The 13,269-nt window shown below is 39.5% G+C and carries 13 protein-coding genes and 3 pseudogenes; 7 read left to right on the top strand and 9 right to left on the bottom strand.

All coding sequences use genetic code 11. The annotated features are described in order from the left end of the window. Window positions 1–330 precede the first annotated feature (330 nt). The 3 genes and pseudogenes from QZ995_RS07620 to QZ995_RS07610 all read right to left on the bottom strand — a co-directional run. Window positions 331–465: pseudogene (locus QZ995_RS07620) on the bottom strand (HNH endonuclease); the annotation flags it as partial. 430 nt (window positions 466–895) lie between these two features. Continuing rightward, complete coding sequence (locus QZ995_RS07615) at window positions 896–1,339, bottom strand: hypothetical protein (protein WP_301805103.1); 444 nt, start codon at window positions 1,337–1,339, stop codon at window positions 896–898. 623 nt (window positions 1,340–1,962) lie between these two features. Further along, a complete protein-coding gene (locus tag QZ995_RS07610) occupies window positions 1,963–2,136 on the bottom strand; it encodes a hypothetical protein (RefSeq protein WP_301805100.1) in 174 nt (57 codons plus the stop codon). 327 nt (window positions 2,137–2,463) lie between these two features. Here QZ995_RS07610 and QZ995_RS07605 point away from each other — a divergent pair, with 327 nt between their 5' ends. From QZ995_RS07605 to QZ995_RS07575, 7 genes and pseudogenes are all read left to right on the top strand, one after another. Continuing rightward, the gene (locus QZ995_RS07605) at window positions 2,464–3,864 is read left to right on the top strand and encodes a recombinase family protein (protein ID WP_301805098.1); all 1,401 of its coding nucleotides are present in this window, start codon (window positions 2,464–2,466) and stop codon (window positions 3,862–3,864) included. Window positions 3,865–3,879: 15 nt separating this feature from the next. Beyond that, window positions 3,880–4,566: pseudogene (locus tag QZ995_RS07600) on the top strand (ABC transporter substrate-binding protein); the annotation flags it as partial. Window positions 4,567–4,569: 3 nt separating this feature from the next. Further along, complete coding sequence (locus QZ995_RS07595) at window positions 4,570–5,361, top strand: ABC transporter ATP-binding protein (RefSeq protein WP_301805096.1); 792 nt, start codon at window positions 4,570–4,572, stop codon at window positions 5,359–5,361. Next, entirely contained in the window at window positions 5,348–6,154 is an 807-nt protein-coding gene (locus QZ995_RS07590) for an ABC transporter permease (protein WP_301805094.1), read from the top strand. The genes QZ995_RS07595 and QZ995_RS07590 overlap by 14 nt, the downstream gene beginning before the upstream one ends. 120 nt (window positions 6,155–6,274) lie before the next feature. Beyond that, entirely contained in the window at window positions 6,275–6,586 is a 312-nt protein-coding gene (locus QZ995_RS07585; protein WP_301805091.1) for an ArsR/SmtB family transcription factor, read from the top strand. 201 nt (window positions 6,587–6,787) lie between these two features. Beyond that, window positions 6,788–7,308, top strand: a pseudogene (locus QZ995_RS07580) (MFS transporter); the annotation flags it as partial. A 129-nt stretch (window positions 7,309–7,437) separates the two neighbouring features. Next, window positions 7,438–7,581 (top strand): hypothetical protein, encoded by a 144-nt coding sequence (locus QZ995_RS07575; RefSeq protein WP_301805088.1) that lies wholly within the window; start codon window positions 7,438–7,440, stop codon window positions 7,579–7,581. 121 nt (window positions 7,582–7,702) lie between these two features. Here the strand turns inward: QZ995_RS07575 and QZ995_RS07570 are convergent, their stop codons facing one another. From QZ995_RS07570 to QZ995_RS07545, 6 genes are all read right to left on the bottom strand, one after another. Then, a complete protein-coding gene (locus QZ995_RS07570; RefSeq protein WP_301805086.1) occupies window positions 7,703–9,214 on the bottom strand; it encodes a methyl-accepting chemotaxis protein in 1,512 nt (503 codons plus the stop codon). A 448-nt stretch (window positions 9,215–9,662) separates the two neighbouring features. After that, window positions 9,663–10,058: a LolA family protein gene (locus QZ995_RS07565; RefSeq protein ID WP_301805083.1), complete on the bottom strand. Its 396-nt coding sequence runs from the start codon at window positions 10,056–10,058 to the stop codon at window positions 9,663–9,665. Between the two features lie 92 nt (window positions 10,059–10,150). After that, window positions 10,151–10,375: a hypothetical protein gene (locus tag QZ995_RS07560; RefSeq protein WP_301805082.1), complete on the bottom strand. Its 225-nt coding sequence runs from the start codon at window positions 10,373–10,375 to the stop codon at window positions 10,151–10,153. 247 nt (window positions 10,376–10,622) lie between these two features. Then, complete coding sequence (locus tag QZ995_RS07555; protein ID WP_301805079.1) at window positions 10,623–11,804, bottom strand: MFS transporter; 1,182 nt, start codon at window positions 11,802–11,804, stop codon at window positions 10,623–10,625. A 25-nt stretch (window positions 11,805–11,829) separates the two neighbouring features. Then, complete coding sequence (locus QZ995_RS07550) at window positions 11,830–12,306, bottom strand: MarR family transcriptional regulator (protein WP_301805078.1); 477 nt, start codon at window positions 12,304–12,306, stop codon at window positions 11,830–11,832. A 186-nt stretch (window positions 12,307–12,492) separates the two neighbouring features. Next, window positions 12,493–13,095, bottom strand: a complete 603-nt coding sequence (locus tag QZ995_RS07545) for a nitroreductase family protein (RefSeq protein WP_301805077.1) — start codon at window positions 13,093–13,095, stop codon at window positions 12,493–12,495. Window positions 13,096–13,269: the final 174 nt, after the last annotated feature.

Here is a 13,269-nt window from a genome sequence, read left to right as displayed (position 1 = left end):
GATGTGGATATTGCTAACAGACATGCTTAGAATTAACGTGCCAAATAGATCATAATCTCCAAGCGCTTCTATCCTTCTAGTTATAAAAGCCCATCTTACCCATTTTCTGCGGTTCTGCGAACGTATAATGTTTTCATGTTTGAAAATTAAAATGAAAATGATCCATATGAATCAATTAATCAGTCCAGTCATTTTTTATTTTTTTGCATTTGATAAATTACGGAAATGCTGTAGCCGCAGCACCAGAGTCAATGAGCTTGTGTTACCCCTAATCTTTACCACTATTCAACCACCGTCTATCCTTTGTCGGTGGTTGAACCTTTTAAAGTATCATCTCCATGCGCCTCTATCTTCTCTAGCAGTCTTCCGGTTATGACACTGCTCACATAATGGCTGCCAGTTGTTCTGATCCCAAAACAATGTCCTATCTCCCTTGTGTAAAACGATATGGTCAACTACTGTAGCACCAGTGAATAATCCTATGCTTCTCTTGTTAGTGTTGGAGTCTGGAATGTAAACAGGTCTTTCATGGTTTGCTAGGCATTGTTTCATCCTCCTTGTTTAATAGAAAAAATATCTATCAAAATGACCTATATATTTATTTCTTTTGTGTACTTATTGCACACATCATGCAGCAGAAACTAGGATTACTTGTGCAGAAATGATAGTTGTTGCTTACAGTAGCTCAACCGGTTAAAATACCCATTTTCGCTAAATTAGTTAAATAAAAACCCCTATTTATATTACAGAAACTACAGTTCAAACAAAGTTATTGCAGCATGATGCAAACATTAAGCAAACATATTTTTATTAGGAGATTTTTTTCATTGCAATAAAAAATACATGATCCAAAAAGAGGATCATGTATAGTGATGCTTCTTTGCAAAACGGGATTTCAACTCATTCTATGGAATCGTACATATCCTGCATACCTATCAAAACTGCCTTGATATCCCCCGTTAATCCATCCGCCATCTCCATTATTCCAGAATTCACCATCCGTGAAAACCCACACTCCATAAAGAATGTTGCCATAACGTACTGTATAAAATGTTTGAATGCCTTGTAGATTATGAGAATATCTTTGATTTAAATTATAAACCACCACATTCTTTTTTCCTTGACCCACTTGGTAAAAAGCATGGTAAAGTGTGTCTTTAACAAAATTCTCACGGGCAACGTCTACTGGAAGAACACTTTTTTCAGACTTATGAATACTTGGTGGAAATTGGTTCGGGGTGTTGGTTACATTTTCACTCGCTAATGCTCCAGTCGCTCCTGTTGATAACATAAGAGACAATCCCATTAATGAAATTAAAAACTTGCGTCCAACTTTCATTTTTACCATCCTCCTAACTTCAATAATAAACCTTTATTGTAAAAAAATTACATAAAAAGATTATGGATATATAATACCTTGTTAATTCTGCATTTTCAATATAGTTATTATAATTATATTCTTTTTTGACATAAACACCCGATTGATCGAATGGCCTATTCCTTAAAGACTGAAGTTACTTCCTCCACTTTTGTCGAGAAATTAATGTATAACATTTCGGAACATTATATATGTCTAGTATAGAAGCTTGTCCTCTGTTCGTTCGGTTATCATTAACATCTAGATTTAGGATGTTTGTTTTATTTGACGACATTTTTAAAGGAAGCAACAATTCCTGAATTTCACTTGATTCAAAATAAACTTAGTCTTTCGTTTGCTTCTCATGAGTAAATATAAGAATCCCTATGAATAGCTGTTTACGTGCAGGTTTATACTTTACCGAAACTCAACGACCTTCTTTAAAGTATTTATCCATCCTCCTTTATTTCACCGAATATATACTTTAAACATCTTCCAAAACACTATGCTCTTTCTCATTATCAAACTGTTTTATGATCAGCTCTCGTTCTTTGCGAAGCTCTTCAATACGGAATGTGTAGATCACTGTCCTTTTCTACGACTCTTTAGGAGTCGCTTGATTCTGAATCCTTCTCAGCTTTCATGGTCAGTTCTTTTCCTTTACGCTCGTTCTCTGTAAGGATATCAAGGTAAATCTCAATGAATCGGTCAAGAGCCTCTTTTGATGGTTCCCGTCTACCGATTGCCCAAATTTCCGGGTTCGTTCTTCCATCTTTCATAAGCACCATCCCCCTTGTAGAAGATGTATGCAACGATTCGTTGAGGACAACACTCATGTAAGAAAATGATCGGCAGTGTTTCGTGTATGCACATGAACTTGCTCATGATCGTCTTCCTAACGGTTAGGCTGCTATTTTCTCAAGCAAAACCAACTCTTCAATCCAGATAAATTTGAACGACAGGCAAATGTATTCGAAGTAAAATTGCTCATTCAGGAAGACAAGATTCAATGCGGTGAAACCTCAGATGAGATTTGTCTCCGTAACACGTAACGGTAACCCAACTTGAAATGGATGAGTATATAAAATGGAGTGAAAGTGAGTTTTATGAAAAAAGTAACAATCACCAGAGTGGCAATTTATGTACGTGTTTCAACAGATGAACAAGCAAAAGAAGGCTTCTCCATCCCAGCTCAACGCGAAAGACTCCGAGCATTTTGCCAAAGCCAAGGCTGGGAAATCATAGAGGAGTATGTAGAAGAAGGATGGTCGGCAAAAGATATTCAAAGGCCGCAAATGCAACGTCTGCTAAAGGATATCAAAAAGGGAACCCTTGATATGGTACTAGTGTATCGCTTGGACCGACTTACTCGATCGGTTCTCGACCTTTACTTACTGCTGCAGATATTTGAAAAACATGATGTCGCTTTCAGATCAGCGACTGAAGTATATGACACCTCAACAGCTATGGGGCGACTATTCATCACACTTGTTGCGGCTCTGGCACAGTGGGAAAGGGAGAACTTAGCAGAGCGTGTGAAATTCGGCATTGAACAGATGATTGATCAGGGTAAGAAACCTGGAGGGCACTCCCCATTCGGTTATCACTTCGATAAAGATTTTACATGTACAATCATTGAGCAGGAAGCAAGGGTAGTAGAAAAGATATACCAATGGTACGCGGAAGGTTTTGGGTATCGCTCGATTGCTAAACAACTAAATGAAATGGATGTGAGTCCACGTATCGCCAAACGTTGGAACCATATTTCCGTTCGGGATATTCTGTTGAACGACATGTACATAGGCGTATACCGATGGGGTAATAAAATTGTGCTGGATAACCATCCCCCCATCATCTCAAAACAATTGTTCGCCAAGGTAAAAAAGACAATGGAGGGAAAGTCCGGTCAATCGCCAAGGAAAGGAAAGTTCCCCTTGACAGGGATACTACGTTGCGGGGACTGTGAAGAACACAATATGCAAGGGTTCTACGATCATCGTGATCAAAAGACGTATTATCGTTGTCTCGGTTGTAACCGCGTTACCCACGATCAGAGAATACTAGACCCTCTCCTCGGCGAGATTGAAAGACTGATTACATCCAAAGAGTATTTCCTGGAAAAAGTCAATAATCAAAGAGAAGTGCAAGTAGATTTAGATAAAATCAGGGGTGAGATAGCAAAAATCCAAACACAAAAGGAAAAGTGGTACGATGTGTTCATGGACGACAGCAATCCTATTCCAAAGGAAACGCTTTTTGAAAAGATCAATGCTTTGAACAATAAGGAAAATGAACTGCAAGAACTTATCAATGATTATGATGCGGAAGAGGAAACCCCAGAAGAGAAATATCACAAGATTAAAAAAATGACCAATATCCGTGAACAGTATCATTTAGCAGACGTATTTCGCAAAAAAGAGTTGCTTCATAGTTTATTCGAAAAAGTTATTATTTACCGAGAGCGCGGACGAAACAAGAAAATTCGCATTGAATATTCTATGCATTAACCCTGTTATATGTGTAATTTCCCTCAGCTTACCCAAACTGACGGCACATTCTTAGTCGCCCGGTCCAAATCAAATCACTTTTCTTGGGATCAGGTAAAAGGCAAGGTATTCCTCGGTCAACGAAAGGGTGGAATGCCTCAGATGGTCGGCGAGTTTGTCCTAAAAAAAAATAAAATCGATCCCCAAACAGACGCTACCGTTCTTCAAAACATTGAATTTAAAAATATCCCTTCCGCCTTCGCTTCAGGTACTGGAGATTTTGTACAACTCTTTGAACCAACAGCATCTCAATTCGAACAAGAAGGCATCGGTCATGTAGTAGCGTCCTTTGGTAAGGAAAGTGGTACTGTTCCTTATACCAGCTATATGACGAAGCAAAGCTATATCCAAAAAAACGAAAAGAATATTCAGAAATTCACTAATGCCATATATAAAGGGCAACAATGGGTAAACTCTCATTCTGCTAAGGAAGTGGCAAACGTGATTACTCCCTATTTTTCCGATGTAAAAGCAGATATTCTCACTCGTTCTATTCAGCGTTATCAGGACCAGGGTTCCTATTCAGCTTCTCCCTTATTAAAAAAAGCCGACTGGGAGTTATTGATAGAAATTATGAAGACTGCTGGAGAGCTGAAACAATCAATACCCTATGAAAAACTAGTGAATGAAACATTTGCCAAACAGGCGTTAGGAGGTAAATAGCCTATGCCCCCTTCTCCTCAGGCAAAAATTGAGTTAAAGGATGTCACCCATCTATACGTAACACCACGCAACGCATTTATGGCAGTAAACAACATTTCCTTACACGTGGAGGAAGGTGAGTTCGTCTGTTTAGTAGGCCCTAGCGGTTGTGGAAAAACCACCTTGCTTTCCCTCATAGCAGGACTCGAAAAACCTACAGCGGGTCAAATATACGTAGACAAAAGTCAGCTAACAGGAACGACTCGTAAGGTTGGCTATATGCTTCAGCAGGATTATTTATTTAATTGGCGCTCCATAGAAGAGAATGTGTTTCTCGGATTAGAGGTGCAGGGAATCCGCACCAAAGCAAATGAAGAATACGCATTGCATTTACTGGAAGAAATGGAGCTGATTCATTTTCGAAAAGCTTCACCACAGCAGTTATCTGGCGGAATGAAACAACGTGTAGCCTTGGTCCGAACTCTTGCCTGTCAACCGGAAATCCTGCTTCTCGATGAACCCTTCTCTGCTCTGGATCATCAGACGAAGCTTAAGCTGGAAGACCTTATTATCGAAACCTTGCGTCGACACAAAAAAACTGCTATTTTAGTCACCCATGATTTACAAGAAGCTGTAGCTATGGGAGACCGAATCTACATATTAGATCGAAATCCGGGACGCATTCGTTCAGAAATGAAGATACCAGAGTTAATCCGTCAGGCGCTGCCGTTTCAGGCTCGACAATTGATTGGCTTCTCCGATCTGTATAACCACGTGTGGAGAGAGATGGAGGGAAGTTCTGATGGAACCAATTAACATTGACCGCATTCATCAGCAGTATAAACAGGGCGTCACACGTACCAAATGGTTGGTTTTTCTCACCCAGCTTCTCGTCTTATTTGTTTTTTTAGGCACATGGGAATTAGCTGCTTTCTTCAAATGGATTGATGTCCTGTTGTTTAGCTCACCTAGCCGAGTCTGGAGTTTGTTCATCGAAAAGCTGGCGGATATGAGCTTGCTGATGCATACCAGCGTAACCGTACTTGAAACGATCATTGGCTTCTTACTCGGAACTCTCCTTGGTACCTTACTGGCTATAATGATTTGGTGGTCCCCATTTTTATCACGCGTGTTAGAGCCCTATTTGATTATCGCAAATAGCATGCCTAAAGTAGCATTGGGTCCTCTGTTCATTGTAGGTTTAGGTCCCGGAGTCATCTCCATAATTGCCACAACACTCTCTGTTTCGATTATTATTACCGCCATAACGATCTATTCCAGCTTCCGTGAGGTTAACCCTAACTATCTGAAAGTCATGCAGACCTTTGGTGCAAACAAAAGTCAGATGTTTGCCAAGGTGATATTTCCTGCCACAATGCCTACAATTATTTCATCCTTAAAGGTAAATGTCGGACTTTCTTGGATAGGTGTTGTTGTGGGAGAATTTCTAGTTGCTCAAAAAGGTCTGGGTTATCTCATTATTTATGGCTTTCAGGTCTTTAATTTTTCCCTGGTCATGGTATCTCTCTTCGTCATTGCACTCGTCGCCGCTTTGATGTACCAAGGTGTCAGCTACCTAGAGAAGAGGCTTACCAGCCAGTTTAAATAGATAGCAATACCAAAAAGTCGCTCCGATTCAGGGCGGCTTTTTCCACTCGTCTATCTTAAAAAAATTACAATGCACACCTCTTATAATTACAAATCTATAAAAATAGATATAATAATCTCTATGGAACCTTCATTGATTTATAAAGCACTGACTAACGATACTCGTCGACAAATCTTACTATGGTTAAAAAATCCAGGGGAATTCTTTGACGAAAGACCTTATTTACAACAAGGGCTGAGCTTTCAAATTGGTGTATGTGTGGGCGATATCCAAACAAAATCAGGTTTAGCCCAATCAGTCATTTCTAGTTACTTGTTAACCATGCAAAAAGCTGGGTTGTTGGAATCAGAACGAATCGGGAAATGGACGTATTATCGAAGAAACGAAAAAACCATTCGGGAATTTGCCGAGTATGTCCAACAAGAACTATAAAAGGAAAGGAGGCTTTTTCTTTTTTTGTTTTAAACATATACATATATAGATATATAGTTTTTCGTATGCAACATTACCTATATGAATAAGAATGGAGATATATTTACATGAAACAGCTTAACCCGCTTCTTATCATGATGCTAGCTTTAGGTGTATTTGGTATCATTACCACTGAAATGGCTATTGTAGGGGTTCTCCCCAGCTATGTTTACAGTGTATAGCTATTTTGCCGAATATCTGGGACAGGTAACACACATGAACGGCTCATGGATTAGTTTCATGTTGATGGTGTTTGGCCTCATTATGATTTGGGGCAATGTTCGGGTCTTCCTTGCAAAAAAACATGATGAAGACAGTAGTATTGTTTCCTCTTCTGTATATAGTAATTTACTTACTTGCTTATTATTTTGGTTCTTCTTTCATTTCAATGGTGGCTATCGTATTCATTTGGGGAATCATACATTCCGGTGGGCTAATCGTCAGCCAAACATGGCTCATGACTGAGGCAAAAGAATCCCCTGAATTCGGCAACAGTTTATTTGTCTCATTCTCCAATCTTGGAATTACGTTGGGAACTTCTATTGGTGGCTGGTTAATCTCTCAACTGGGATTACATCAGCTTATTTGGAGCGAAAATAGCATTTGCATTGCTTGCTTTCCTCTTAATCATGATAAAAATAAAAATTTTGAGTTCTGCCAAAGAGAAAATAGATGTAGCGTAGAATATGACATGAACACTGTAAAAGAAAGCCCACCTCATCCGATGAAAAGCTGATTTTTTTGTATATAAAAATTGTTGTAAATATTGATATAATAAAAACTTCAACTCTAGTAAAAAAGGAGATACTACTATGATGGGTACAAAGGTAATGACGTTTGCTTTAGTTGGGGGAGCTATCGGCTTGTTCTTGGATGGCGTGATGATTGGGGCACTTGTGGGAGTGTTGATGTACATATCTATTCAACTTGAGGAATACCTAAAGCAACGGAATTAAAAATCTTTGTTCATCGTACATCCTACTGCATAGAAATAAACAGCCGGGACACCACCATGTTAATGGATGCCCGGCTGCTTGCTGGTATAGATTCTGGTAAGCCTCATGCTACGATGGAAACCTATAATGTTTTGGTAAAATCCACCAGAGACTGTGACATTTTATTAATCTCATCCATTGACGAGTTTACTTGCTCTGTCAAGGCCGCCTGCGTCTGTGTAAGAGTGTTCATTTTTCCAATATGCAACAGAATGGTTTCAATGAGTTCCTTCATGTCATTCAAACTGCTTTCAATGTTTACAGTGGCATTTGCGCTATGTACAGCTAGCTTTCTTACCTCGTCTGCGACAATCCCAAAACCGCGCCCCTGCTCACCTGCACGAGCTGCTTCGATGGCTGCATTTAAGCCTAACAAATTTGTCTGCTCAGCAATTTCTTTAATAAACTTTGAAATATTTTTGGTTTCATCTGCACTGCCCTTTGCTTTATTGGCAGCTTCAGTTGATTGATCCTGCGCAACAGCAAGCTCCTGAGCTTGATTGGTTATCGAATTGACGCCTTTAACCATATCGCTAATAGAGTCTGACAGATGCTTCATTTGAGAGGTCATTTCACGTACGACCTGCTCTTTGTTTTTTTCAAGGGTAATATCCCGTATGGTCCCAGCTACACGCAATGGAATACCAGTGCGACTTCGAATGGTTTCACCGCTAGCATGATACCAACGATATTCACCGGTTTTTAAGCGTAGCCGATAGTCAATATCAAATGGAGTTCTCCCGCTATAATCATTCAAGTGATTAGCAAAGGCTTCCAAGGTCCGTTTTTCATCCTCTGGGTGAAGTCTGTTGCTCCAGCTACTCATCACATTTGGGAAATCGGTTTCATCTTTAAATCCAAGAGCTCTGCGGAATTGAGGTGACCACCAAAATTCATTATTTGGATTAATAACATCGCCCTCAACTACGGTCATATCCCAAGGAGCTTCCACTAGAACACGATTGATAAGATCATACCGTTCTGCCAAGGATTCTAATTCTTGTTCTTTCATTTTCTTATCATGTATATCAAATAAAGCGCCCGCTACCCGTAAAGGAATCCCATTAGCATCTCGAACCGTTGCCCCAGTAGCTCGGAACCAGCGATATTCGCCGGTTTTTAATAATAAACGATACTCCACATCATAAGGAGTTTTTCCTGAGTGATCCAATAGATGCTTTTCAAAAGCTTCCAGAACCTGGTCATGATCATCTGGATGCAATTTTGATGCCCAGCTATGAAGAACGTTAGGAAAATCGGTTTCGTCCCGATAGCCCAGCATTCTTCGGAATTCATCCGTCCAGGTAAACGTATTCTGAGGATTTACAGGATCACCTGCTACTACATTCATATCCCATAAGCCCACTTCAATGGCTTCCGTGACTAATTCAAGCCGAACAGCTACATTTTCTCTAAAGCTTTGCATCGTTCTTAGAATAGCATTCAGATTTTCAGCAAATTCCTTTGCTTCTGAGCTATCTGTAGACGGCTGAAACTCAGTGGAAAAGTCATTCATTTCAACCATTTTGCGTAACCTTCGGCTTTCCTCTACGAAAGCAGTAAGCTCGTTAGCTTGTACTGACTTAAAAAACATAGATCATCTCCCCTTTTACAGTTATATAGAATCCTCAGCAATCAAACCTAACCAAACCTGCCCACTCTATGAATCTTTTTCTACAGCATTCATTTTGCTGATTATGGCGAACAAGGCTTAAGAAGCTCTTTTGCCTTGGCAAGAGCTTTTTCAGATCATTTATTATCCATCTCCAGGTTATTCAATCAAATGTCAGATTAATAACGTTTTTTTTCCACCATTGGATTGAAAGATAACAAGTTTGAAAAGGTACGCTTATTATACAAATTTCGTCAATATACGACAATGATCAAAATGCATCAAAACTTTCATTTTTGCATCTCTGACTGTAACGTTCACAAGTGGTAGGGCATAAAAAAATAACCCTGAATGAACATCAGAGTCATTTTTTTACTGAGGGGTATATTTTCATGTATTCTTTGAGGATATAACGCTGGTTTCTTTTCACCTAGTTTTCTATTATTTTGACATCCTTGGGTAAATCAAGAGTAAAGTCTTTTTCATTAAATTGCCGATGAACATCAATCTTTGTTACAAAATACTCGGAAATTTGTTTGTTATTTGCATTCGTAATAGACTTTAGCTTTAGACCGGTTTCCTTATCGATCCAGAGTTCGTTAGTGGTAATACGAGACTGGTTGTTTCTTACTGCCTCTTGTTTTTTAGTGATATGATAGACATCTCGGTTAAGCAACGTTTCTTCCGCAATATGAAAAGTAACACTGGCGTCTGCAAGAATATCATTTTTTAGCCGTGTTAATTCTTGCTTTGTCGCATTAATTTTGTTATCGGTAGCTGCCGTTATTCCTGTTGAAGATATAACAGCTTGTTTATTTCCTTCCATACTTTCTTCCTTATAACTAGTCGACTTCCCTCCCTTACTAACGTAAAAGCTCGTCCTACCATCCTTCGTAGTTTCCATTCGCAACTGATTATTTATTGTATTGTCTCACCATTATAATTCGTTGTAGCCGTTCTAGGACTCTTTGCTATAAGCCGATTCTGTGTCGTAAATGTTGCCTCCGTATAGCTAGAGATTGGCGTTTTGTTATTGATTTCCGCAATTACCTGCTCTAGAGTTAACGATTGCTGAGTTTTGCTTTCCGCTGCCTTCGCTCCATTAACCAGCATGGGGGAAAATGGGGATACAGCTGATAACATCAATGCCAACGTACTTGCTACAATAAGCGTACGATCTAAGTCATCCTCTCCTCATTTGATTCATTTATTTGATCCAGCATAAAAAAATCATTACACTATTTTTTGCACTTAGACATAATGTTCTACTATGGCGTTACGTTTTTTAGCAGTCTGTTGGATAACAAAAAAAGCCACCCACGTCCCTTGGATGACCTTTCCTAAGTTAATGATGTTTTTGTGGCGTAAAAAAGCTTTTAAACGGCACCAGCTATTGCAAAAGCTGCTTTTCACGTATTCTAATCATGTTCCTCGCAAATAAAATGACAATCGCAAATCCTGTAGCTCCCACTCCAAATGTCAAAACAAATTGTCCCCCTTGATACAAGAAGCTACCGATAATCGGTCCTGCCGCCATGCCGACATAACGAATAAAATTATAGAAGCCAATCGCTGTTGCTCGCTCTGCTACAAAGAGCTCCGTTAGCAGCGTACTTTGGATTGGCATGGCATAACCGCCACTAAAACCGTATAAAGATAAGCTAAACAAAAGCCATCCTATAGAAATATTTGCTGTCAGTGTAAAAATGACAACCGCTATCAGATGTAGAAAGCACGTGAACACCAATTTTTGTTCACTTCTTTCCTGCTGTTTTTTTTTCAATCTTCCACTTACAAAACTCCCTGCCATCAAGCATAAGGACAATGGTAAAAAAGCAAGCCCTGTTTGCTGGGCAGATAACCCATATGTGTTCTGGAGCACATGTGGTAAAAACACCAATACACTGTAAAACAAATAGAACTGAGCAAAGCCAAGCAGAAGTACGATCCGCCCAATCGGGTGAACAAGTACTTTTCCATAAGCCTTTAGTTGAAATGTTCGTACGATTCCCGTTGTTGGCTTCGTTTCTGGTACAAAGACTAAGCTAACGATAAACATAACAAGACCGGTTGCACCTAAAAAAGAGAAAATACCCGCAAATCCGCTCTGGCCTCCAATAAAACCGCCTAATAACGGCCCGATTACTGATGCTAGGGAGAGAAGCATCTGATAGCTGCTCATAGCTTGAGCTCTTTGCGATCCTTCAAATATATCTCCAATGACCGTAGCAGCTATCACGGGGATGGCGGCTACTCCAATTCCTTGTAATACACGATAAAATAAAAACCCAAAAATGCTTTCGGCAAAGGCGCATCCCACAGAAGCTATCACATAGAGAAGCAGACTAGGAAGCAACACAGCCCTGCGTCCGATACTATCAATAAAGGGTCCATACACGATTTGCATTACAGCTAGAGCGATGGTAAACACAGAAATACTTAGATTGATTAGGTACGGTGATGTATGTAATTGCTCCTGCATTTGCTGTAAGATCGGCGTGTAGATGTTTTGAGACAGCGATCCTACTAACGCGCTGATGGCTAATGTATACAATATCACTTTTGTTTTCATTCTCTCTTTCCTCCTAACCAATTCCCTATTCTGCCTGCTTGTTTTTATGTTCAGCAATGGCATCGCTTAGCAATCGATCAATAAAAGCAAGTTCAGAGCTGGAGTACTTTTGTAAAAACCTCTCGATTCTCCTCTCTGCCTGTTCATGTAGCTCCTCATGTAAACGAAAAATTTCATCACCCATCGGTGTTAACTGAAAATGAACCTCTTTTTGATTATCAGCTCTTTGTTTTTTTACTAGATAACCTCTTTGCAAAAGCTTCGTACTAATCTTAGAAATCGCTCCACGAGTCATATCCATCTCTTGTGAAATTGCTGTTACATTTACTTGGCCATGTTTTCCTATACAAGCGATTACATGCAGTTCAGATAAAGTCAGCTCTCCTGTCAGCCTGTCTAAATCTCGAATCGAGTTCAATAAGCCTGTCTGTCTTTGCTTCAGGTTTTCCTCATGTTGGTGCAGTAGCTTTTGCAGCTTCCCGACAATTTGTTGTGTAATCACGTATTTCCTTCTCCTTTTCTTCTTTATTTTTGTTTCCTAGGAAACAAATTAAGTATACCCTGCTCTATTTCAAATCACAAGCTTATGCAAATCTACTTATATCTTTTATCTTCCCTTTACAAAAAAACATTCCATCGCCACACGCTGGTGGTTCATGGAATGTTGATATTGCGATCGTCTGGCCTCTTATTTCGCCCCTACTTGAATACTCGATACCCATTGATCTAATGATCGGCGTTCTTTGGCTTTAGGTACCTGCTGTGGATAGCCTAAATGAAGAGAACCTACAATTTTTTGGTTGGAACGGAACCCGATTTCCTTTGTAAATTCTGCGTCAAAAATATAAGGATTGGTCCGCCATACAGCCCCAATGTTCTGCTCCCAGCATAGCAACTGAATGTTTTGAATAAATGCACACGTAGCCCCAACTGCTTCAAAATCCTTTTTCTCATTATCAAATACATCTGTTGCTATCAGCATCGAAATCGGTGTACTTTCAAAGTATTCTCGATATGCCTCTCTCACCTTTTCTTTTTTCTCATCCGTATGAGATTCAAAAATCCCAATTCGTTCGTAGCTATTGAAGACACATTGGAAAAAAAACTTTTTTTCTTGCTCAGTTGAAGCCATTTTGACTGCCCAAGGCTCTACTTCGCTATGAAAAGGTGCATATGCTGCCTGCTCTAAAATTTTATGGATCATCTCCAGCGGAATTGGAGTGTTTTCGGTTTGTCGTACAGTTCTTCTGGACGTAATTAGTGTTGCCAACGTCTGCATTGCTTTTGTCATGAGTATGTTCCTCCCCGATGGTTTATTGATCTGATGGTATTGTGAAGTTTTATATCTGTATCGTTATAACAGGCAGCTTTTTCGTTAACAGTTATATCTACATTTGCAGGTCCATTTCACGAAAGATATGTCCACAATTAGAAATGATAATCATTATCAAATATATAATTGCAT

The sequence above is a fragment of the Brevibacillus laterosporus genome (assembly GCF_030489605.1).
Classification (GTDB): domain Bacteria; phylum Bacillota; class Bacilli; order Brevibacillales; family Brevibacillaceae; genus Brevibacillus_B; species Brevibacillus_B laterosporus_E.
This window is presented reverse-complemented; position numbering and strand designations above follow the sequence as displayed.

Coding starts and splice junctions, on each gene's coding strand:
- QZ995_RS07560 (WP_301805082.1), bottom strand. CDS start 10,375: ATGTTATCAGCTGTATCCCCATTTTCCCCCATGCTGGTTAATGGAGCG.
- QZ995_RS07575 (WP_301805088.1), top strand. CDS start 7,438: ATGATGGGTACAAAGGTAATGACGTTTGCTTTAGTTGGGGGAGCTATC.
- QZ995_RS07615 (WP_301805103.1), bottom strand. CDS start 1,339: ATGAAAGTTGGACGCAAGTTTTTAATTTCATTAATGGGATTGTCTCTT.
- QZ995_RS07610 (WP_301805100.1), bottom strand. CDS start 2,136: ATGAAAGATGGAAGAACGAACCCGGAAATTTGGGCAATCGGTAGACGG.
- QZ995_RS07585 (WP_301805091.1), top strand. CDS start 6,275: ATGGAACCTTCATTGATTTATAAAGCACTGACTAACGATACTCGTCGA.
- QZ995_RS07565 (WP_301805083.1), bottom strand. CDS start 10,058: ATGGAAGGAAATAAACAAGCTGTTATATCTTCAACAGGAATAACGGCA.
- QZ995_RS07570 (WP_301805086.1), bottom strand. CDS start 9,214: ATGTTTTTTAAGTCAGTACAAGCTAACGAGCTTACTGCTTTCGTAGAG.
- QZ995_RS07590 (WP_301805094.1), top strand. CDS start 5,348: ATGGAACCAATTAACATTGACCGCATTCATCAGCAGTATAAACAGGGC.
- QZ995_RS07605 (WP_301805098.1), top strand. CDS start 2,464: ATGAAAAAAGTAACAATCACCAGAGTGGCAATTTATGTACGTGTTTCA.
- QZ995_RS07595 (WP_301805096.1), top strand. CDS start 4,570: ATGCCCCCTTCTCCTCAGGCAAAAATTGAGTTAAAGGATGTCACCCAT.
- QZ995_RS07555 (WP_301805079.1), bottom strand. CDS start 11,804: ATGAAAACAAAAGTGATATTGTATACATTAGCCATCAGCGCGTTAGTA.
- QZ995_RS07545 (WP_301805077.1), bottom strand. CDS start 13,095: ATGACAAAAGCAATGCAGACGTTGGCAACACTAATTACGTCCAGAAGA.